Annotated in this window: 23 protein-coding genes and 3 tRNA genes; 5 read left to right on the top strand and 21 right to left on the bottom strand. The window is 35.3% G+C overall.

What is annotated here, in order from left to right:
• Nucleotides 1–253 precede the first annotated feature (253 nt).
• Complete coding sequence (gene tyrS, locus PFY10_18885) at nucleotides 254–1,549, top strand: tyrosine--tRNA ligase (protein ID WBV56258.1); 1,296 nt, start codon at nucleotides 254–256, stop codon at nucleotides 1,547–1,549.
• 190 nt (nucleotides 1,550–1,739) lie between these two features.
• Here the strand turns inward: tyrS and PFY10_18880 are convergent, their stop codons facing one another.
• Nucleotides 1,740–2,174 carry a hypothetical protein gene (locus PFY10_18880; GenBank protein ID WBV56257.1) on the bottom strand — a complete coding sequence of 145 codons (435 nt, stop codon included), beginning with the start codon at nucleotides 2,172–2,174 and terminating at the stop codon, nucleotides 1,740–1,742.
• Nucleotides 2,175–2,398: 224 nt separating this feature from the next.
• On the opposite strand from PFY10_18880, the gene PFY10_18875 reads away from it, so the two are divergent.
• The 3 genes from PFY10_18875 (at nucleotide 2,399) to PFY10_18865 (ending at nucleotide 4,995) form a co-directional block, all read left to right on the top strand.
• On the top strand, nucleotides 2,399–3,037 hold the full coding sequence (locus PFY10_18875; protein ID WBV56256.1) for an alpha/beta hydrolase-fold protein: 639 nt from the start codon (nucleotides 2,399–2,401) through the stop codon (nucleotides 3,035–3,037).
• Nucleotides 3,038–3,146: 109 nt separating this feature from the next.
• Nucleotides 3,147–4,469 carry a PDZ domain-containing protein gene (locus tag PFY10_18870; GenBank protein WBV56255.1) on the top strand — a complete coding sequence of 441 codons (1,323 nt, stop codon included), beginning with the start codon at nucleotides 3,147–3,149 and terminating at the stop codon, nucleotides 4,467–4,469.
• A gap of 1 nt (nucleotide 4,470) precedes the next feature.
• Nucleotides 4,471–4,995, top strand: coding sequence for a hypothetical protein (locus tag PFY10_18865; protein ID WBV56254.1), 525 nt, complete (start codon nucleotides 4,471–4,473; stop codon nucleotides 4,993–4,995).
• Here PFY10_18865 and PFY10_18860 read toward each other — a convergent pair.
• The gene (locus PFY10_18860) at nucleotides 4,992–6,011 is read right to left on the bottom strand and encodes a L,D-transpeptidase (GenBank protein ID WBV56253.1); all 1,020 of its coding nucleotides are present in this window, start codon (nucleotides 6,009–6,011) and stop codon (nucleotides 4,992–4,994) included. The two genes, PFY10_18865 and PFY10_18860, sit on opposite strands and share 4 nt — an antisense overlap.
• A gap of 328 nt (nucleotides 6,012–6,339) precedes the next feature.
• Between PFY10_18860 and PFY10_18855 the strand changes: the two genes are divergently transcribed.
• A complete protein-coding gene (locus PFY10_18855) occupies nucleotides 6,340–7,092 on the top strand; it encodes a hypothetical protein (protein ID WBV56252.1) in 753 nt (250 codons plus the stop codon).
• A 113-nt stretch (nucleotides 7,093–7,205) separates the two neighbouring features.
• On the opposite strand, the gene PFY10_18850 is transcribed toward PFY10_18855, so the two are convergent.
• The 19 genes from PFY10_18850 to PFY10_18760 all read right to left on the bottom strand — a co-directional run bounded on the left by PFY10_18850 (nucleotide 7,206) and on the right by PFY10_18760 (nucleotide 22,355).
• Nucleotides 7,206–7,697: a UpxY family transcription antiterminator gene (locus tag PFY10_18850; GenBank protein ID WBV56251.1), complete on the bottom strand. Its 492-nt coding sequence runs from the start codon at nucleotides 7,695–7,697 to the stop codon at nucleotides 7,206–7,208.
• 852 nt (nucleotides 7,698–8,549) lie between these two features.
• A tRNA-Asp gene (locus tag PFY10_18845) sits at nucleotides 8,550–8,623 on the bottom strand.
• Between the two features lie 34 nt (nucleotides 8,624–8,657).
• Nucleotides 8,658–8,731 (bottom strand) — tRNA-Asp (locus tag PFY10_18840).
• A 32-nt stretch (nucleotides 8,732–8,763) separates the two neighbouring features.
• Nucleotides 8,764–8,837, bottom strand: a tRNA-Asp gene (locus PFY10_18835).
• 128 nt (nucleotides 8,838–8,965) lie between these two features.
• A complete protein-coding gene (trxA, locus tag PFY10_18830; GenBank protein ID WBV56250.1) occupies nucleotides 8,966–9,283 on the bottom strand; it encodes a thioredoxin in 318 nt (105 codons plus the stop codon).
• A gap of 85 nt (nucleotides 9,284–9,368) precedes the next feature.
• Nucleotides 9,369–10,544 carry a cysteine desulfurase family protein gene (locus tag PFY10_18825; protein ID WBV56249.1) on the bottom strand — a complete coding sequence of 392 codons (1,176 nt, stop codon included), beginning with the start codon at nucleotides 10,542–10,544 and terminating at the stop codon, nucleotides 9,369–9,371.
• A 1-nt stretch (nucleotide 10,545) separates the two neighbouring features.
• On the bottom strand, nucleotides 10,546–11,010 hold the full coding sequence (locus PFY10_18820) for a hypothetical protein (protein ID WBV56248.1): 465 nt from the start codon (nucleotides 11,008–11,010) through the stop codon (nucleotides 10,546–10,548).
• Between the two features lie 23 nt (nucleotides 11,011–11,033).
• The gene (locus tag PFY10_18815; GenBank protein WBV56247.1) at nucleotides 11,034–11,621 is read right to left on the bottom strand and encodes an HAD family hydrolase; all 588 of its coding nucleotides are present in this window, start codon (nucleotides 11,619–11,621) and stop codon (nucleotides 11,034–11,036) included.
• 4 nt (nucleotides 11,622–11,625) lie between these two features.
• Nucleotides 11,626–12,351 (bottom strand): SDR family NAD(P)-dependent oxidoreductase, encoded by a 726-nt coding sequence (locus PFY10_18810; protein WBV56246.1) that lies wholly within the window; start codon nucleotides 12,349–12,351, stop codon nucleotides 11,626–11,628.
• The gene (locus PFY10_18805) at nucleotides 12,352–13,671 is read right to left on the bottom strand and encodes an FAD-binding oxidoreductase (GenBank protein ID WBV56245.1); all 1,320 of its coding nucleotides are present in this window, start codon (nucleotides 13,669–13,671) and stop codon (nucleotides 12,352–12,354) included. It abuts the gene before it with no gap.
• Entirely contained in the window at nucleotides 13,668–14,555 is an 888-nt protein-coding gene (locus tag PFY10_18800; protein ID WBV56244.1) for a decaprenyl-phosphate phosphoribosyltransferase, read from the bottom strand. Before PFY10_18800 ends, PFY10_18805 begins: the two co-directional genes overlap by 4 nt.
• Before the next feature lie 107 nt (nucleotides 14,556–14,662).
• Entirely contained in the window at nucleotides 14,663–15,352 is a 690-nt protein-coding gene (locus tag PFY10_18795; protein ID WBV56243.1) for an OmpA family protein, read from the bottom strand.
• 25 nt (nucleotides 15,353–15,377) lie between these two features.
• Nucleotides 15,378–15,869: a lipocalin family protein gene (locus PFY10_18790; GenBank protein WBV56242.1), complete on the bottom strand. Its 492-nt coding sequence runs from the start codon at nucleotides 15,867–15,869 to the stop codon at nucleotides 15,378–15,380.
• Between the two features lie 123 nt (nucleotides 15,870–15,992).
• Complete coding sequence (locus PFY10_18785) at nucleotides 15,993–17,675, bottom strand: S8 family serine peptidase (GenBank protein WBV56241.1); 1,683 nt, start codon at nucleotides 17,673–17,675, stop codon at nucleotides 15,993–15,995.
• Between the two features lies 1 nt (nucleotide 17,676).
• Complete coding sequence (locus PFY10_18780) at nucleotides 17,677–18,294, bottom strand: WbqC family protein (GenBank protein WBV56240.1); 618 nt, start codon at nucleotides 18,292–18,294, stop codon at nucleotides 17,677–17,679.
• 64 nt (nucleotides 18,295–18,358) lie between these two features.
• Nucleotides 18,359–20,014 (bottom strand): signal peptidase I, encoded by a 1,656-nt coding sequence (gene lepB / locus PFY10_18775; protein ID WBV56239.1) that lies wholly within the window; start codon nucleotides 20,012–20,014, stop codon nucleotides 18,359–18,361.
• A gap of 78 nt (nucleotides 20,015–20,092) precedes the next feature.
• A complete protein-coding gene (gene dapB / locus PFY10_18770; protein WBV56238.1) occupies nucleotides 20,093–20,794 on the bottom strand; it encodes a 4-hydroxy-tetrahydrodipicolinate reductase in 702 nt (233 codons plus the stop codon).
• A gap of 31 nt (nucleotides 20,795–20,825) precedes the next feature.
• On the bottom strand, nucleotides 20,826–21,464 hold the full coding sequence (locus PFY10_18765) for a DUF5683 domain-containing protein (protein ID WBV56237.1): 639 nt from the start codon (nucleotides 21,462–21,464) through the stop codon (nucleotides 20,826–20,828).
• Nucleotides 21,465–22,355, bottom strand: a complete 891-nt coding sequence (locus PFY10_18760) for a ParB/RepB/Spo0J family partition protein (protein ID WBV56236.1) — start codon at nucleotides 22,353–22,355, stop codon at nucleotides 21,465–21,467.
• Nucleotides 22,356–22,377 lie beyond the last annotated feature (22 nt).

The following is a 22,377-nucleotide window of genomic DNA, read 5'->3' as shown; positions in this document are numbered from 1 at the left end:
TCAGGGAAATGACAATAACGCTGAATGGCAAAATCGCAAAATCCAGGTTTAGTAAAACAGTTACTCGACAGCTTTTATATGATAAAATGATTATGCCGTCACCAAGAAATCATGAAAGGTAAATTGACCAATATAGTATGGGATTCTTGTCTTTCAGTTTTTTGGCTTTTCGCTTTTTAGCCCTCACACTTTACCATCCGTACTTCTGAATTTACTATCTTTGCACAGTTAAATTTTAAAGAAAAATTATAATATGAATTCCTTTATTGAAGAATTAAAATGGCGTGGTCTTTTTGCTGATATGATGCCAGGAACCGATGAACAACTGAATAAAGAGGTAACTACTGCGTATATCGGTTTTGATCCAACTGCTGATTCTTTGCATATTGGAAGTCTTATTCAAATTAAAATTTTAGCTCATTTTCAACAGCATGGCCACAAGCCTATTGCATTAGTAGGAGGTGCTACCGGGATGATCGGGGATCCTTCAGGAAAGTCTGCAGAGAGAAATCTTCTGGATGAGGAAACACTTTTACATTATGTCGACTGTTTGAAAAATCAGCTTTCTCAGTTTCTGAATTTTGATGGAGATGGAGCCAATAAGGCTGAGTTGGTAAACAATTACGACTGGATGAAAAACATCTCGTTTTTAGACTTTGCCAAAAATGTGGGAAAAAACATTACTGTAAACTATATGATGGCTAAAGATTCCGTAAAGAAGAGATTCTCAGGGGAAGCCGGAGCTGAAGGGATGAGTTTTACTGAATTTACTTATCAGCTGATTCAGGGGTATGATTTCCTGCACTTGTACCAGAATAATAATGTAAAGTTACAAATGGGAGGTTCTGATCAGTGGGGAAATATCACCACAGGGACAGAACTGATCCGCAGAAAGGCACAAGGAGAAGCTTTTGCATTAACGGTTCCTTTGATCACGAAAGCAGATGGCTCCAAATTCGGAAAATCCGAGAGTGGTGAAAATTACTGGTTAGATAAGAAGAAAACATCACCGTATAAATTCTACCAATTCTGGCTGAATGCAACCGATGCTGATGCCGAAAGATTTATTAAATTTTATACATTTCTGGGTAAAGAAGAAATTGAAGCATTAATAGAAGAGCACAAAACAGCTCCACATGAAAGAAAACTTCAAAAGAAATTAGCAGAAGAAGTAACCGTATGGGTTCATGGAAGAGAAGAATATGAAAAGGCTTTAAAGGCTTCAGAAATTCTTTTCGGCCGCTCCACTGCTGAAGATTTGGTAAGTCTGGATGAGGAAACTTTTCTTGAAGTTTTTGACGGAGTTCCACAAAAAGAAGTAGCAAAAGCAGATGTATTGGGAATCAACATTATTGATCTTCTTTCAGAAAAATCAGGATTTCTAAAATCTAAAAGTGAGGCCCAAAGAGAGATCAAAGGAAATTCAATTTCCGTAAACAAGCAAAAAATAAATGATACCTTTACAGCAAACGAAAGTGACCTGATCGATGGTAAATTTTTATTACTGCAAAAAGGAAAGAAAAGTTACTTCATTATTAAAGTTCAATAATAACATTTCAAATAAAAGAAAAACACTTTGGCTTGCCAAAGTGTTTTTCTTTTACAACAAAATTTTTAAACTTTGACTAGACGTTCCTACGAAAAATTCAACAGAACCTATTACACTTGCCATCAACAGAATATATCAAAAAAAGACCGCCTGGTATAAGCGGTCTTTTCTTTATTTATAATTTATACTTTTATAATTCCAAGAAGCTGTGAAAAACAGCAGCACTTAAAACACCTTTACCAACAACGGTATCACTCTTTGCCACTTCTCCATCAATCCAAATGCTTACAATAAGTTTAGAATCATCGTCAGGCATCGTTGCATTAGCTGAAAGATTTAACTGGGCCTGGCTGGAGTTAACAAAAAATTCACCGCTTGACCAAGGAAGGGTAATGGGAGTCAATGTAGTATTATACATATTATTTACCGTAGTTCCAACCTGAGTAACGATGGTTTTTGAAATAACACCTGTACTCCCCTTTACTTCAAATTGTACGATATGATCTTTAAAGTCTTCATCGTCGTCATCTTTTTTACAAGAATTTAATATAGAAATTACCGAAAATAATACGATGAATAAAAAAGAAAGTCTTAATAAACTTTTTGATTTGTAAAATTGCTTCATTTCTCCAAATAGATTTTTTAATGTTTCAAATATAGGTTTTTTATCAATATAAAAATAACTTTTATGAAAAATTTCCAATAAAGATTTCCAAACAATATCAAATCAACAAAAACAATATTTATGTCTGATTTTAAGCATTATTCATATTTTATAGTTAAAATTAAAGCCGTGATTATTCAAAACATAAAAATTCAGCAATTTGATTTATTACTTATCTTTGTAGTATGAATTTAGATTATATTGTAAGAGAACCAGAACATATTACTTCTTCTACTCCAATACTTTTTATGCTTCATGGCTATGGAAGCAATGAACAGGATCTTTTTAGTTTCAGGGAAACCCTCCCAGCCGACTGGATCATCGTTAGTTTCAGGGCTCCAAAGAATACTCAATTCGAAGGATATTCATGGTATGACATTGATTTTAATAATCCAGAAAACTTTATAGATGTCCATCAGGCAAAAGAATCTCTGAACAGTGTTCTGGAGAATATTCTAAAAATAATTAATCAATACGGAATTACTGAAAGCAGGGCTCATTTATGCGGCTTCAGTCAGGGTGGGATTTTATGCTATGCGCTGGCATTACAATATCCTGATTTGTTTAATTATGTAGCGTGTTTGAGCAGCTATCCTGAAGAGAAAATCTTAGGTGATATCGTTAGAGATAAAAAGAAGTTGGAAAAGCTTAGATTTTTTGTCTCCCATGGAACCGATGACGCTGTAATTCCATTAGAATGGGGAAGAAAGGCTGCAGATCTGCTGTATGAATTGAGTTGTTATTTTACTTTCAGAGAATACATGAGTGGACATGGAGTAAATCAAAAAAATTATATTGACCTCATGGATTTCTTTTCGAAATAATTTACGGATAATAAAACATATCAGACAAAACACTAAAAATTACATAAACATTCTCAAAATAGAGAATGTTTTTTATTTTGCATAGCGATAAATTGCTTATATTCAGTAAATGAAATATCGATGTTTTATCTGGCTTTTATTGATTAGCATTTTTATCAATGCTCAGAACTCTTTTGAGATTAAAGATGCTAAAAAGACGGTAGTTCCATTTAAGCTGATTAATAATCTGATTTTCATTCCGGTCAATATTAATGGAGCAGATCTAACCTTTTTGTTAGATACAGGAGTTGCTGAAACATCAATTTTCAGCCTCGAAAACAAAGAAGTAAAACTAACAACACTTGAAAAGATCAAATTTTCAGGTTTGGGTGGGAACGCAAGTATAGATGGATTTCGTTCTGATAATAATACAGGTACAATAGGAAAAAATTTCATCAATAAATCTCTGAGCCTTTTTATTATCGTTAATCAGGAATTTAATATTTCTTCTCATGTAGGAATCCCTGTTAACGGCATCATAGGATATCATTTTTTTAAAGATCATGCTGTTTCTATAGATTACGTTTCCAAAAAGATTACCATCTACAACGATATTGAACTGCTTAGGAAAAAAACCAAAAGATTTGAGGAGTTTCCCATTTCTATTGAAAAAAATAAACCGTATATTGAAGCAGAGGTTGAAATGACCAATGAAAAAAAGACATCCAAACTCCTTATAGACTTAGGAAACAGCGATCCCATATGGCTCTTTCCTACTCTTATAAAGAATTTTGTGTACAACCGTCCCAATATTGATGATTTTTTAGGCAGAGGATTTAACGGAGATGTATACGGAAAAAGAAGCCGTATTCACAACTTTTATCTGGGGGATTTTAAGTTTGAAAAGCCTCTTACTGCGATGCCGGATGAGTTTTCTATTCAGCATGTAAATCTTGTTGAAAACAGAAGGGGTTCAGTGGGAGGAGAAATTCTCCGCCGATTTACTATCATTTTTGATTATCCTGACCAGAAAATCTACTTAAAGAAAAATAAAAATTATGACGACCCCTTCCACTTTAATATGAGTGGTCTTGATTTTCAACAAGATGGATTATCCTGGGAAAAAGATTTTGTAGCCCTTGAAACCGGTGCAAAAAAGGCAAGTAACGAAATCGAGGTGATTAATAATAACTTACAGTACAAATTTGTACTTAAGCCTTTATTTTCTATTGCAGGTGTACGTAAAGATTCTCCCGCAGATAGAGCAGGACTAAAAAAAGACGACCGGATTATTACAATCAATGGTAGAAAAACCCTTGATATGACTTTGGAATACATTATGGAACTGATGAAATCTGAAGAAGGAAAAACCATTACCATGCTTATAAAAAGGAAAGACCAGCAACTTACACTGAGCTTTACTCTGGAAGACCCAATCCCCTATCAGGAATAATATGAAAACAGAAGAAACCACATTAGATAAGATACGCACACGACCGAGGTTTAAAATGTTTACCCATCTCAGTAAGGAAGAATATGCTGAAAACCTTAACAAATACCTCAAGGAACACAAAGGAGAATTTTCCGGCAATGTCAATAAGGAGGTAGCTACCATCTGTGTAGAAACACCTTATGATAATTACTGGAAACCCAGACTTTCTCTTCGCGTGGAGGCAGAAGATGATGATATTGTGATCCGTGGGGTATTCGGGCCAAGCTCGGCTGTGTGGACCTTCTTTATGTTTCTTTATTTCTCTTTTTCGATTTTATGGATGACCTTTTTCACCATGTACTATGTAGAAAAACAAATCAAAAGCAATGAATTTCCTTGGGCACTCAATGCCTCGTTTATCATGCTGCTTTGTATTGCCGCAACATATGCTGCGGCCAGATTCGGACAAAGTAAAGCTAAAGATGAAATGCAGAAACTCAGAAAATTTGCAGAAGAATCTACTTTACAATTTGAAAAGAAGTCTTAAGGAGCAAGCACTTGTGGCTTCACTGCAGGTTCCTGAATCTCAACAGCCTTCGCCGCCTTGATAGAATCTGCTACTTTTTCCCTGTTCTCCTGCTCTTTTATTATTTTTTCAATATGGGGCTCTATGAGCTTATTCATTTCTTCTACAGAAATATTATTTGCATTAGGATCATCCAACAGATTTCTCCACGGTTTCCTGTGCCCCCATTTGTAATCGCCAAAAACCATTACTGCAGTTCCTTTTGCTTTAGTGGTGGCTCCTCCCGGATTCAGGATCCAGGTATCTGCATAAGAATATAACCATTGGGCATCATTTTTCAATAGCCGTAAGCAAGAATGCGATGCCGGATAGCCGGGTAGGTCATATTGATGCCATCCGATTCCTCCTGTGTTAAAAATATTGAAATTATAAGGTAATTTCCATTCACTACTAACCGTTGAAATGGAAAGCTTCTTTTTCCAGTTGGCAAAAGTTAATCCTCTTGTGGTCTGTGCGGTTTTTTTTCCCATACTGGTTGGCCCCCACTTTACAAGACTCCCGTTGGAATACACTCCATACGCCTGAATCGGATATGAAAAAATAACAAATTTCTTTACATTACTCAATACATCCAATTGCATTGGAAAAGGTGAATAAGCCATCAATGTGGTATCTATTTTGGCAGGAACTACCAATGTATCAGAATTCCATTTATTTTTAGAATCCAATCTGTTCAGTGCTAAAATAGCATACCGTTCTCTTTCATTATATTTTTTGCTGAATGCAGCATATACAGAATCTCTAAGCTTTTTATCTTTTGGAAGTACAAAAGCATTATAAAAGCCGGTTTCCTGCATTGCCGGAGGTACAGATTCCTTTTTAACCACTGAATCTTTTTTTATTGAATCAGTTTTTTCCTTTGGACTTTCTGTGGTAGTTGTATCGGTTCCTAAAGTATCATTTATTTTTTCAATTTCCTTTTTACATGATACTAAAAATAAAACCAGTATAAGACTGTATAAAAAAGATTTTTTCACAATTACGTTCATAAATTTAAAAGGTCGATTAGTTTTGCTACTCAGTACAAATATCAGACCTAAAACGGAATAATCATAATGATGGTTAAAAATATCGTAAAAATACGGTTAAGAACGATTAAAGTATCAGTATAAAAGCTGAGTGACACTATTATTATCTATGAAAAATCAATTTGTTTTCATTAATAAAAACAAACCTACCGGGTTTGAGAAATGAATTCAACATAAAAACAGATATAAAAAAAATACATTACTGTGATATTGCTACCACAAAACTTATTTTTACTAATATTGCATTATTAAATATTTAACAAAAGACACAAAACCTATGATTAAAAAACTAATTATTCCGTTTCTAGCCTTGCTATGTACAATATCCTGCAGCAGAGATAATGAATTCAGCAATGATTCATCAGATTACAACCACACACGTCCTGTTGGAGCGTCAGCCAACGACCTTTTAAGCAATAACCGGTATAATTCATTATTGATCGAAATTCAGTATATGCCGGGATATGCCCCGAATTCGCAAGCTGTTGATCATTTGAAAAATTTCCTATCCACTTTTCTCCGCAAAGATGGTGGTATAACCGTTATTCAAAGAGAAATTCCAGGAACGTCCTCCTCCACTTTATCTGCGGATGATATAAGACAAATTGAGAATACAAACCGAACTGTATTTACCAACGGATCAACTCTTGCAGTAAACATTCTATATACCAACGGGAAATATAGCGGCAATTCTAATACGTTAGGAATTGCATACCGCAATACCTCAATTGCTTTATTCGGAAAAACAATTCAGGAAAATTCCGGAGGATTTGGGCAGACCAGCAGAACAAAACTTGAAGCTACAGTGCTTGAGCATGAACTGGGACATTTGATGGGATTAGTAAATCTAGGATCACCGATGCAGACAGATCACAAAGATTCTTCCAATGGAAACCATTGTAATAATCAAAATTGTCTGATGTACTACGCTTCTGAAACCACAGATATTTTAGGCTTTATTATAAATGGAAATGTTCCTCAACTGGATAATAATTGTAAAGCTGACCTTAAGGCAAATGGCGGAAAGTAAATAACAAAAGGATAACATTATATAAATACATTGTATAGTATAAGAATATACCATACAATGTATTTTATTTCTCTAATAATTAAGCTAATATCCTTATAATTCCATTATAGATCTTAAATTAAATGATAAGAATGCATTTCAGCTAAAATACTATACTTTAATGATTCAATTCTTACACAGATTTTTTTCTTGTTATCTATTTTTATTATTTCACAGTCATAATTTTCAAAAGGCCCTGAAGTGATTCTCCTCTTCTCCCCAACTTTAATATCTAATGAATTTCTAAGTTCAACATCTGAGAATTCATTAAGAAATACTCTTATTCTATCTATTTCTTCATCAAGAACACGAACCAGTCGGTTTCCAAACTTGATAAATATGACCACACCTTCAATCGCAAGAGCTCGTAAGTAATCTTTTATTGTTTCTAAATAAATAAAAACGTAAGAACTAAAAAGCGGTTTTTCAACCTTCTTTTTACGATCACTCCATTGAGAGATTGTTTTATTGAGAGGTAAATACACTTTGAAATTTTGCTCAGTTAGGATTTGAGCAGTTTTTTTTTCGTAACGTGATTTGGTATAAATAACATACCATCCTTTCATGAAATTCATTTCTATATAATTATAATCATTTTACATCTTCTCCTTTCAAGTCACACCTGTTAACTTAAATTTTTCTTGAAAACTATAAGGGACATGAAATAACAGAAAAAGACATTTGCAGTACTTCTACTTTTCCTTACCATGAAAAATAAAACGTTAGTAGATATGGTCACAATTCTTCTATCTGTAGAGCAAAGATGCATTAGCTTTACACAGGTAACAACTAAAGCATATCTAGATTTATAAATCTGGGGTAAGTTATTATAAGAAATTTATACGTACGGATAATGCGATAAAGATTTAGCCATATGATTATCAATAATTTATAAACACAAACTAATCATATAATTAGGAAGGAGTTTAAAATATGTATTTTGCTTTTTAAAGCATAAAGTTCAAAAGAAACTGTTACTTATCTCCTGATTTATTTCAATATTTTTTGTTTTTCGCACCGTATAAAATAGGTTTCATTTACATGATTCTTTATAAACGGAATTGAATGATAAAAAAACTTTACATAAATAAAGTAAGGCTGAAATTTATGCTAATACTATCCTTTAAAAAGAAAAGTAAAAAAATGCTCATGTATATTTGATATTACTTCGAGTAAGGATAAATTAAAAAGTAATTATACTTAGATAGCATGATCAATCTATCACAAAAGATGAAATTTCTGATTATTGACAGGGAAGTAGTTTTTGTGTGTAGAACTCCATTATAAGCTCACATTCTTTCTTTATGCCAACCACAAATATCTATAAAGTAAATCAAAAGTAAAAAGGAAATCTTTCCGATTATATTTACTTTAAAAACAAAAAATGCTGTAAATAATATTTACAGCATTTTATATTGCGATCCGGACGGGACTCGAACCCGCGACCTCCGCCGTGACAGGGCGGCATTCTAACCAGCTGAACTACCGGATCAGTAGTTCTGAGTTTTTTAATCAAATTTGATATGCGATCCGGACGGGACTCGAACCCGCGACCTCCGCCGTGACAGGGCGGCATTCTAACCAGCTGAACTACCGGATCAGTAGTTCTATAATTTCAAATAAATTTGATTGCGATCCGGACGGGACTCGAACCCGCGACCTCCGCCGTGACAGGGCGGCATTCTAACCAACTGAACTACCGGATCAAATTTTGTTAAAGAACTTGTTTCTTTTTTGTGATTGCAAAATTACACCTTTTTTAATTACCTGCAAATTATTTGTTAAAAAAATGCCTCCCAAAAGCGGAAGGCATTCATTATCAAAGTTATTTTTTTTATAAGTGTGCGCTTAATTTTTCTGCGATCACTTCTTTTGGTGTTACTCCAACTAATTTATCAACAACTTCACCATTCTTAAAAATAAGAACTGTAGGGATATTTCTGATGCCATACTGCATAGAAATTTCCTGGTTGTTGTCTACATCTACTTTTCCTACTACAGCTTTTCCTTCAAAATCTGTTGCTACTTCTTCAATGATTGGTCCCAGTGTTCTACAAGGTCCACACCATACCGCCCAAAAGTCTACCAATACTGGTTTATCAGATTTCAAAACCGTTTCCTGAAATGAGCTATCCGTAATTTCTAAAGCCATTTTTTTTATTTTATTTAAATTAATATTCTATTGTTTTTTTAATCCTTAATTGGATCATCAAAATTACTACTTTTCAGCAATAAGGTTATCTATGCTGAACATTTGTTTTTTCTATAACCAAATCATCTGAAATTTCTTTCAGGGCATTTACGAAAACATCAATATCCGCTTTTGTGGTCATATGGCTAAATGAAATACGTAAAGGTGTACAATTATCCATTTCATCTTCTGAAAGAACCATCATCATAACCATTGAAGGTTTTGATGCTCCTGACGAGCAAGCACTACCCTGAGAAATGGCGATCCCTTTCATATCCAACTGCAAACCTATTAGCGGATTTTTATATGGTAAAAGGGCACTTAAAACAGTGTATAAACTATTTTCAGTTTCAGCACTTCTTCCATTGAACTTAATCCCTGCTATTTCAGCAGATAATCTTTCAATGGTATAATTTTTTATTTCCTGAATATGATGGGTATATGCTTCCATATGATTAAGAGAAAGCTCTAAAGCTTTTCCAAGCCCCACAATACCCGCAACATTCTCAGTACCTGCTCTAAGACTTCTTTCCTGAGGTCCTCCTGTGATAATCCCCTTAAGACCTGTCGCTTTTCTGATAAAGGCAAAACCTACTCCTTTTGGTCCATGGAATTTATGTGCACTGCATGAAGCAAAATCAACCGGAATGTCAGAGAAATCAAGATCGATATGCGCCATGGTCTGAACAGTATCAGAATGTAGAAGTGCATTATTTACTTTGCATATTTCAGCCATCTTTTTAAGGTTGGTGATATTTCCGATCTCATTATTGGCATGCATTAAGCTTACAAGGGTCTTTTTATCTGATGCCTTTAAAAGTTCTTCCAATTTATTAAGATCGATATCTCCTTTTTCATTCGGACGGATATAAACAACCTCTACCCCTTTTCTTGCCTTCATATCGATTATACTCTCTGAAACACATTTGTGTTCCAGTGGAGAGCTGATGATTCTTTGTACTCCAAGGTGTTCCACACTGGATTTAATGATCATATTGTTGGACTCTGTCCCACATGATGTAAAAATAATCTCAGCGGGCGTTACATGAAGATAATCAGCCACCTGCCTTCTCACATTTTCGATCAGGATTTTAGCTTCCTGCCCAAAGCTATGTGTAGAAGAAGGATTTCCAAAGTTTACCTTCATGGTACCTACCATTGCATCAATAACTTCTTCTGAAAGGGGTGTTGTTGCTGCGTTATCTAAATATACTTTATTCATTTTATTTTGAATATTTTAATACGACGGAATTGAATTGATAATTGGAAGGAACTGTAAAAACCACCCAAGGATTGGATATCACCTGGATCTCCATTCCTCCGGACTCACGCTGTGGAACTTCTACATACAAAATATTATCCTTCACAGAAAGACTTTTTATCTCACTGATCTTATGGTCTCCTGACCTAAAAGTTCCAAGGTTGTATAAAACAGCTTTTTGATTTTTTGGAAAGGCAGGGTATTTAATTGCTGCATCCTGTCCTAGTTCAGCAAGGCTGGAATTACCTTTTATAATTTTCTGAAGCTCTTCTTCACTTTTAAGAATTTTGAAGCCAGCGGTTTCAGTGCCACCCTGAGATTCAGAAACAAGGATTTCACCTCCTTTTTGTGTATCATTAGATACTGAAGACGGTGCACTTGTACAGCTCATGAAAAAAGCAAGGAACCAAATAAACAGTTTATTCATTGTTACATTTTTACCTCCCAAAATTAGTGAAAAAATTGGTAATGTCCTTCATTTGCCCATTTCAGCATTTGCTTATCTCCTGAAGTATCGCCAAAAGCGATTATTTTATCGTATTTTGAATTGTTGATCTGCTCCTGGATTCTTATGAGTTTTTCTTTTCCGTTACAGTTTTTCCCTATAAAATTCCCTGTAAAAATACCGTTTTTAAACTCTGCACGCGTGGAAACCAGCTGCATTTTCAATTCCTCTGCAAATGGTTTTACCCAGATATCCAGAGAAGCCGTAACTAATAGACTCTGAGTATTATTACGATCTATATTTTTAATAAAGTCGAGTGCATTTTCACGCACAATCTTAGGATAGTGCTGCTCAAAAAACTGTCTCGATTTTCGTTCTATTTTTTCTTGTGATTGTCCTTTCAGTATTGAACCGATGAAGCTTTTTTTGACCTTTTCCGTTTCCGCCAGTTTTAATTTCAATAAAATAAACAGAGGAACATGTCTCAAAAATTGTATATGGTATTTCGTAGAATCATAAAATTTCAGATACATAAACATTGTATCCTTATAGGTAATCGTTCCATCAAAATCAAAACAATACAATTTTTTCATTTTATCAGAGCTTTAATTTTTTAAATACAAATTCAGGAATATTCCTGATAATCATCATAATAATCCCCCAGACAGGCAATACATAAGCTACATTTTTTTGTTTTTTATACGCATTGTAAATGGAAGCTGCAGCCTGTTTTGGCTTGGCCGTTAACCTTGGATTTAACGGAAGCCCTTCTGTCATTTTAGTTTCCATAAACCCTGGTTTAATCGTCAGCACATGCACTTTCTTATCAAACAGATAATTCCGTAGCCCGCTTAAATAGGCTGTAAAAGCTGCTTTTGCACTTCCATAAATGAAGTTACTCTGCCTCCCTCGATCTCCTGCCACAGATGACAATCCTATGATTGTACCTGATCTTCTGCTTTCAAATTTCTGGGCAAAATAATTCATCACAGGAACCAGTTTTGAATAATTGATATTAATTATTCTTTCCGTATTTTTATTATCATACAAACCTTCTTCTGTTCCATCTCCTAAATATCCCGTTGCACAAAATAATACATTTGAATTGACATGATCAAATCGGGTGTAATCTATTTCTTTCATTAAATCCAACTCAATCACCTCAGCCTGTTGCAGAAATTTAACATCAATATGTCTTGCGAACCTTTCCGTGGTTTCCTTATTTGAGGTCAGAAGATAGATTTTCTCATATTTTTCACCTTCCTGCAGAGCCTTTTCAACAAAGGCTTGTGCTACTTCAGAGGTACTTCCCAGAACTATCATTTATGAATTATTATTTATGATTCTTTTGTGCTGTAACGACACAAATTTAGGATTTTGAATATTTTTAAGGTAATTCGTCAAAGAAGATTTACTCATGCTGTCTTTGGTCAAATAAATTCTACCTCCGAATTCCTGAACAATATCATCAAGCTGTTTTACCAACTTTTTAAGTTTCGAATTTACTTTAAAATCAAGTGCCAAAGTGTACCCTTCTATAGGAAATGAGTTGTAAGCTTCCTCGTTATTCTTTCCAAAGAGTTTTAAAACAGCCAGAAAGGATCCGTTTCCGCTATTGGCAATGGTTTCCAGGATCTTCTTCATCCCCTCCTTTCCGGAGTCTTTAGGAATTACCATCTGATATTGGATAAAACCTGATTTACCATAAATTTTATTCCAATCAGTAACAAAATCCAGAGGGTAAAAGTATGTTTCATAATCTATAAAGCTTTTAACTTCTTTTTTAGACTGCTTTTTATAATACAGCAGATTAAATATTTTTACCGTTAAAGCATTCAGAACAAAGCCCGGAAAATAAAAAGGGACAGTTGGTTGAAACTTTTTCTTAAGCCGTAGAGGGCTTTTTGCCATATTCTGAGGAAGTTCATGCTGAAAAGCATGTTCTCCCCTCATCAAAATGCTCCTTCCAATATTTTTACCCTTTTGTAAGCAATCGATCCAGGCAACAGTATATGTCCAGTTTTCACTTTCTTCAAAAAGCCTGAATATTTCATCAAGGTTTTCAGCTTTAATACTTTCCTGGCGAATATAAGCTGATTCTATATTTTTAAGCTTAAACTTTGCCGTCAGAATAATGCCCGTAAGTCCCATTCCGCCGATAGTTGCCCAGAATTTATCTGAATTCGTCTCTCTTGAACATGTTATGATCTCCCCATTTTCATTCATGAGTTTAAACTCAATGACATATTCTGAAAAACAACCTTCTGAATGATGGTTTTTACCATGTACATCTGATGCGATGGCACCTCCAACAGTAACAAACTTGGTTCCCGGAGTTACATAAAGAAAGTATCCTTGCGGAACAGCTATTTCCAAAACATCTGAAAGCAGCACTCCGGATTCGCATTCTATAATACCATTCAACCGGTCAAAGCTGATAAATTTATTGAGTTTTTTTGTCGAAAATATATGTTCCCCTAATGAAGCATCTCCATAACATCTCCCATTCCCTCTCGCGATCACTTCATTATGGTTCAATACAAATTCCCTTATATTTCTGAAGCTGTCTTCAGACTTCATTTCTTTTTCCACTACAGGAAAATTGCCCCAATTGGTAACTTTTTGTATGAAATTCGGCTTCATTTTTTAAAATAAATTTGAATTAAAAATGTTGCAACCCACAATAGTAAGGTAACCTGTATATACCTGTCCCTGTACACTATTTTTGTAGGGGATTCCGTTCTGTTATACACTAGAGTCTGCTGCAGGTATCTGAGAAAGGCAAATACTACAAAAATAACGGTATAAAAAACCCTTTCATGAAATTTTGCCTGTACCTCCGGTGACAGTGTAAACATTAAATAACACATAATGGCCAATGTAACAGAAATAGACAGTGCTATATCGGCAAACTGTACGTTATAACCGTCCAGAGCACGTCTCGTCTTACCCGAAACCTGCGCATTGATTAATTCACCTCTTCTTTTTCCTATCGCCAATACCAATGCCAGAACAAATGTAAGCAGTATAGCCCACTGTGAAATACTGATTCCGGTAATGTAACCTCCTGCAAGAACCCTTAATACAAACCCTGTGGCTATGATAAAAATATCAATAATAGGAACATGCTTCAACCTGAATGTATAAGCAAGATTCATTACAAAATAAAATGCAATAATGGTTGCAAATTTCCAGAGAAGCTGCTCGAAATAGAACTGAGCAAAAAGAACAAGGAAAATATCTGTGATTGCGAGCCCTATTAAAATTCCTATAGCTTTTGATTTAGAGATAGCACCACTCGCCAGCGGTCTTCTTCTTTTTTCAGGATGCCTTCGATCTGCCTCTATATCATTGTAATCATTCAGAATATAAACCATGCTGGCAGCAAGGGAAAAGATAACAAAAGCAAAAATACTCTTGGTAAGCAGGTCAAGGTTTTTGATATTGCCGGAAAAAAATAATGGCACAAAAACAAATAAATTTTTTACCCATTGTTCTACACGCAGCAGTTTAAGATATTTCTTCATTTATGTTATTTCAATTGCAAAAATAGTAATTTCAAGATGAGCAGCATAAAAATACAAAAAAAACCGCCGTGGCGGTCTTTTAAGAAAATATTTATATAATAAATTAATTACTTGCCTTGTTTGGCTTCATTAATCATTTTTTCATTGGCTGTAATGGCAAACTCTACCCTTCTGTTTTTAGCTCTTCCTTCTTCTGTATCATTGCTAGCTACAGGCATATTTTTACCTTCTCCTTTCGTAAACATTCTGCCTGAAGCGATTCCTTTACCTGCTAAATATGCTTTAACCGCATCTGCTCTTCTCTGAGAAAGGGCCATATTATAAGCATCTTTACCAACGCTATCTGTGTGTCCGTAGATATTGATGTTCGTGTCTGGGTTATTGGCCAATACCTGAGCTAATTTATCAAGGTTGGTCTGAGCTACAGAGGTAAGGTTAGATGAATCGAATGCAAAGTTTACTATACTTTCATTCATCGTCACTTTAATACCATCTCCTACTCTTTCTACTTCAGCACCAGGTAAAGTTTCTTTAATTTCTTTAGCCTGCTTATCCATTTTGTTACCGATAACGTTACCTGCAACACCACCAATAATACCACCTAATACAGCTCCTAAAGCTCCGTTTCCTCCTTTACCTACGTTGTTACCTAAGATACCTCCAAGTACAGCTCCCGATGCAACACCTACTGCTGTACCTCTTTGCTGGTGGTTAGAATTCTGAACTGCTTCACAACTAGACAACAATAATGTTGATGATAGGAAAAGACCTGCGATATATGTTTTATTAAATTTCATCTTTTTATTTTTTTTGTTACTTAAATTATTTTACTCCTGTTCTCTGGAAATTATACACAACTCTTACTGTGCTTCCGTCAAAAGGAACATTCTGTTCAAGGGAAAACTGATCTGTTGATTGGTTGATCAGGTTTAAAGAATATCCTACTGTATTTTGCTTAGCTTTTGTTCCTGTAGCAATCTTTTTGAACATAAAGGTATTTCCGTTCTTTACTTCAAACTTAATTGGCTGTGTAAGGCTAGGGCATGAACCACCTCCGCTTAGAGTATACGCTCCGGTATAGTTATTGGGAATCAATCTCCAATGACTTCCTACGAAACATTGTGCATCTGCTCCTTCATCAAACGGTTTAATTTTAAATCCTTTATCATAATCGATACTAACAATCTCCCAATCTCCTTTAATCTTTAAAAAATCAGATTTTTGGTTTTGTGATGTTTGTGCATTTTTCACTGAGGAACAAGACACTGCAAAAAGTGATGTTCCCAACATTCCTGCAAGTAGTAACTTTTTCATTTTGTCGTTTATTTTTTGTTACATTAAAGTTACAAAAAACCGTGCCAAAATTGAAAAATAAAAACAAAAAAGTCCGAAAAATTCGGACTTTTTATCACATACACTGTAATACAGTGAAATATATTATTTTTTAACGGCCTTTTTTACGGATTTCGTAGCCTTTTTTACAGATGATATCTTACCGTTATAGAAGTTAGTATAAGCATATTCAGCAGCCTTCTTTAGATCGATAACACCTCCGGCTTGAGAAAGATCAGCAAATCCATTTTCCGTACTTGGATTACTTGACTTTACAAGAGCTTCAATAATCTGGTCAGGTCTTAAATTAGGCATATAAGCTAATAAAACCGCAGCAGCACCGGCAACAACAGGTGATGCCATTGAAGTTCCCTGAAGATATTCATATTCACTTGTTGGAACCGTAGAATAAATCTCTTCACCCGGAGCAAAAACATTTACCATTTTCTTATTAAAGTTAGAGAAGCTCGCTCTCAACTCATTGTTTCTATTAGTACTTGCTCCTACAACAATCACGTTATTTACGAAAGGTTTTTCGTCTGTAATATTTTTAAAGTTGGTAGGATATGCAAGGTGCTCAGCAACATCTTCATTTTCATTTCCGGCTGCCTTTACAAGGAGAACTCCTTTATCTTCGGCATATTTGAATGCATCCCAAACAACATTTTTACCCGGAGACACTGGTTTTCCAAAGCTCATATTTAATACTTTAGCTCCATTATCTACAGCATATCTGATGGCGTTAGCAACATCCTTATCTCTCTCATCTCCATTAGGAACAGTTCTCACAGACATAATTTTTGCTACTCTTGAAGCTACCCCGTACTGAACTTCTTTCCCTTGAGGTAATCCAGCAATAATACCGGCAACGTGAGTGCCGTGTTCTGCATCAGGCCCCTCATAATGATTATTACCGTAATTTTTTTGAGAATAATCATCATAGTTATCTCCAACAATTTCGGCTCTTGTATCATAGCTTAGATCATATTGTTTTGCTGCGGGAGCAAAATGATCGATAGCGCCTTTCATTTCTTTCTTCATTGAAGTTTCGAAATCTGCAGAAGATTTCCCTGCAAATTCAGGACTATGGGCAACCTGAGTCAGAATATTAAGTGCAATTGCATCTTTTTGTTCTGTTGGAGCCTTTATAGCAGCAATATTTTCAGAAGTCACTGATTTCCCTCCTAACAATTTAATCATGTTCGGAATCAGATCATTGATCATTGTGTATTGCTGGAGACTTTGCTTAGCTTCAACACTTTTCTTTGTGAAAAGTTCTTTAGCCTTCATATACATGGCAAACTCTTCAGGCATTTTAGCTTGATTGGCTTTATTCTTAGTAGAATCATCTCCTTCGAATACAGGCTTATATTTAGCTACGACCCTTGTCACCTCCATATTATCAACGTCTACATCACCATTCTTTCCTCCGATAAAATTCCATCCGTGAACATCATCGATATAGCCATTACCGTCATCATCTTTTCCGTTACCCGGAACTTCATTCGGGTTTGACCAGATATTTTTGATCAGTCCCGGATGATCCACCTGCACTCCACTGTCCAGAACACCTACAACAACAGTCTTAGGCTTCAGACCTTTAGATTCTAAATATTTATATGCATTTTCTGTATTGACACCATATACTTTGGTTGTTCCAAAATCTTTATGGTACCAGGTCATTAAATCTTTATTTTCTTTCGGGTCAACGCTCTTCGCCTGTGCTTCCTGTGCAAAAGCAGAATTAAAGCCTGCTAAAAAGACAGCAGCTAATAATACCTTTTTCATGCTAGTATGATTGTTTAATATTTTTTATATAAGTCAAAGATTCAGGCCCTTTGTTACAAATAAGGTCCAAAATTGACAGATCACTTAAAAATCCCATTTTATCAGAAAATGTCTGATAGTAATCATCCATTTTATATTCGGAAGCAAATTTTGCAGAAAATTTTTCTCTGAAATTTACTTCTTCAGGATTTTTGATATACTCTTCATTCAAAGAGTATGCCTTTTCCGTTTTTAGGATTTGTTGTATGATCTCTAAACCTTTAAGATTGAAATCCAAAAGATAGTTTTCTTTTAATTCAAATAATCTGATCAGTTTATCTTCATAAAATTCGAAATAAGGAGAACTTTGATAAGCTGTCTTGATAGATTTCCAGTGGAGCTTTCTCCAATCTTCCCTGTTGGAGATCTCTATTTCTTTGAATTGTCTTTTACCCGTATGACTGATCGGGATGATCAAAGAAAGTTTTCCGTTTGCCCCATAAATATTCGCCCGGTTTCGGTACGTCTGTTTGGGAAAATTTTCGAATTGTTCAAAAGTAACCTCATTTTCAGGATCTAAAAACACTGAAAACCAGGAAATCGGTGGTAAATAAAACACCGGTAATAATACATTCTTCATATTCATAATACAAAAATGAAGTATTTTTTCAAATACTTCATTCTATTTTAAAATTTATTTTACTTTATAAATCCTCCTCAGTTTTTTTCTTTCTGAATAGTTTAACAAAATAGTCCCATCCGAAGAATAGAATAAGAATCATCGCTGCAATCCACCAGTATGAAGTTTTATTGGCTTCTCCTGTATTTGTAGCTTTAAACATTCTCTCCCATCGGATCTTGAAAGGCGCCTGATATGTAGAGCTGGCATCTTTGAAAACACCTTGCAGACTCATCCATGTAAACATTGGCTTTCCTACAATATTTTCTTCAGGAACAAAACCAAAGAATCTTGCATCAAGTGAAGCATCTCTGTTATCTCCAACCATCATATAATAATCCTGTTGGATTGTATACTGATTGGCTTCTTTACCATTGATTAGAATTTTTCCGTCTTTATTTTCCAGGCTATTGTGTTCATACTCCGAAATAATCCACTGATACATCGGAAGCGTTTCTTTATTAATTGCGACCACATCACCTTTCTTAGGTATTCTAAGAGGTCCGTACCAGTCCTGATTCCAAGGCTTATTGATAGGAAATATAGATTGAGTGGTATCGATACTTTTTGTGTAAGCCGTTCTGTCGGCGTTAAGCTTGTGCTGAACCGTAGCTGAATCCTTAGGAAAAATACTTTCTTCCATATCAATTACGTTCGGCAATGCTTTGATCTCTTTAGCCGTTTTATCGGTTAATCCCTGGAACATGTATACAAATCCTTTATCCGTCTGCATTTCTCTTACGGGCAAGAATCCATATGTATTGTATAATCCTGGAATATCCAATTGAGTACCTGTGTTAACTGTATATGCGTGCTGAACTTCCTGATCCCCTAAAACCGTTTCTGGTTTTCCGTTTACAAAAAGTCTTCCAGCTCTCATTTCAAAAGTATCGCCGGCAGTTGCCACACATCTTTTTACATAAGGGTCTTTCCTGTCAATAGCTGTATGCACTGAATCCTGAGGATAGTTGAAAACAAGAACATCATTTTTCTGAGGTTTGCTGAATTGCATTATTCTGGCGTAAGGTAGCTTCACTCCATCAACATAAGATTTGGGATCATCCTTCGGGTTTCCTTTTTCTCCGGAATCAAAGATTGTTCCCTGTAAGAAAGGAATTGCAAGCGGACGCATCGGCAATCTGTATCCATAGCTCCATTTATTTACAAAAAGGAAATCTCCTACTAAAAGGGTTCTTTCCATGGATCCTGTAGGGATACCGAAAGGTTGTGTTACAAAAACGTGAATAATCGTTGCAAATACAACAGCAAAAGTCACTGAACCTATGAAGGAATCTTTCTTTTTAGCATTTTTCTCTTCATCCGTAAGGAATAGCTCATTTTCGTCTTCTACCTCTGTATCTTTAGAATAATTGACCGTAGCCATGTATATGAACGGCAAAATAACAGTTAGAAGCTGGTGCTGGAAAAGATTTTTTCCAAACTTTTTCATAAGATAAATATGAAAAACCGACATCATAATCGGACCTACGATCGGCAAATATGATAAAATAGCCCACCATTTAGGGTGTTTGGTCTCTTTTAAAACAATAAAATAATTGTAAAAAGGTATAAAAGCAAATAAAGGGCTATACCCTAATTTTTTGAACAGCTTCCATGTTGAGATCCCCATTAATACGGATAAAATGAGAACGTATACTGTATAAGTTAAAAAATAATTCATAAATTTCGTGCCTTATTCTATTGATTTGTGTTGAGCAACTGTTTTTATTAGTTTACTATTTGGAGCATTTGTTACAAGTTAAAGCCCTAAAACATCTTTCATTGTAAAGTTTCCTTTCTTGTCTTTAATCCATTCCGCAGCTACTACGGCCCCTAATGCAAAACCGTTTCTGTTAAATGCGGTATGCTTTATTTCAATTTCATCCACTTCACTTCTGTAAAAGACACTGTGCGTTCCCGGAACTTCATCTTCACGAATAGCGAAAATACCCAGCTGATTCCCCTGAGTTTCTTCAAGCTTCCAGGCATCAAATTTGGGATTATTTCTAAAAATTCCTTCTGCCAGAGAAATTGCCGTTCCGCTTGGAGCATCCAGTTTATGAATGTGGTGAATTTCTTCCAACTGACAAGAATATTCGTTAACATTTTTCATCAGATCAGCCAGCTTTTCATTTAAAGCAAAGAATAAATTAACGCCTAAACTAAAATTGGAACCATATAAAAATGCCGTCTGATTTTCCACCGCAATTCTTTCTACTTCAGCCTTTTTCTCTAACCATCCTGTTGTACCGCAAATCACCGGAATTTTATTTTCCAGACATGCTTTTATATTATTAAAAGCTACTTCAGGTAACGAAAACTCGATAACAACATCGGGATTATTAAGGTTTTCAGCAGTTGGAGTTTCTTTAAGGCGGGCAACTACTTCATGTCCTCTATTTGTTGCAATCTCATCAATGATCTTGCCCATTTTTCCATATCCAACTAATGCTATTTTCATGTAATTTATTTTAGATATACCTACTTACGATCTAGAACCTGTAGCTCAGACTTAATCCGGTCTTTGGAGGTTCTGTACTAAACTGGTCCTGAATAACTGTAGGTTTAAAAGTTAAATCAGGGTCATGGCGGCTTTCATAAAGGTGTGCATCTACAACAGCATCTACTATACTCAGGATATAGATCAGCCCGGTAATTGCGATTGCATAGTCCCTTTGTCTTTTCGCTCTGTCCTGAACGTTCGCCAGTGCAACTTTATCAAGCCATGGACGACTATCGATAAATTCATTGGGAGTTCCGTTCAATTTAGCAATATAGTACTCTCTGTACTTCTTGTATTGTTTATCATTCCACATGGCTATTCCTACTCCGGTACCTACAGCACCCCAAACGATAGGAATTTTCCAGTATTTTTTGTTGTAAAATTGCCCTAGTCCAGGGAAAACAGCTGAGTATAAACCCGCTTTTGTTGGATTTAATTTTAATGTTTTTGCTGTGGGACCGTTGGCCTTTTCCAGATCAGCCACCACTTTAGCTTCAGACTTTTGAGGCTTTGCGGCAGGGATACTATCCTTCGGGTAGTGCTCTACCCGAATGGTATCATTAGGATTTACTTGTGAGTAAGCAGCAGCATACAGGCACAAGAAAAAAGTGAACAATAATTTCTTCATTTATTTAATGTGGGATAGAATATATTCCAATTCATCCTCATTCTTAAAGTCAAGAACAATTTTACCTTTTTTACCATTTCCGGTGGTTTTGATCTCCACTTTTACATCTAAAATGTCAGCAATTGTTTTCTGAGCTCTTTTATAGTTATTGGAAAGTTCAGCTTTTACCTTTTTGGCAGCAGGTGATTTTGGATTTTTTAAAGCTGTAGCAGCCTGTTCAGCCTGACGTACATTCAACTGTTCTTTAATGATAAGGTCAAACAAAATTTGTTGTAGCTCCTCATTTTCCATACTGATAATAGCACGGCCATGTCCTGCAGAAATCTCACCACTTCTGATAGCATTCTGAATATCCGGGCTTAGTCTCAATAATCTGATAGAATTGGTAATCGTACTTCTGTCTTTTCCTACTCTCTGGCTAAGGTTTTCCTGAGTCATTCCGATTTCGTCCAAAAGTCTTTGATACGTCAATGCAATCTCAATAGAATCAAGATCTTCCCTCTGGATATTTTCAACAAGAGCCATTTCTAAAAGCTCCTGATCGTTTACCAAACGGATATAAGCAGGAACAGAAGTTAGTCCGGCAATTTTACTCGCTCTGAAACGTCTTTCCCCTGATATAATTTCAAATCTCTCGCCTTCTTTTCTAAGAGTGATCGGTTGGATCACCCCTAAATTTTCTATAGACTGAGCGAGTTCATTGAGTGCTTTTTCGTCAAAATAAGTTCTTGGCTGGGTTGGGTTGGGATAAATATCTTCAATCGCTACTTCTACGATATTTCCAACAAACTTATCTGCTCCTTCATCAGTAGCAGAGTTCACTGTAGCTTTGGATTCAGCACTTAAAATAGCCCCCAAACCACGTCCCATAGCTCTTTTTTTGTCCTTCATAGATATTTTTGATAAATGATGA

This window comes from Chryseobacterium daecheongense (genome assembly GCA_027920525.1).
Classification (GTDB): domain Bacteria; phylum Bacteroidota; class Bacteroidia; order Flavobacteriales; family Weeksellaceae; genus Chryseobacterium; species Chryseobacterium proteolyticum.
Note: the sequence above shows the minus strand (reverse complement) of the source record. Positions and strands in the feature narration are given on the sequence as shown.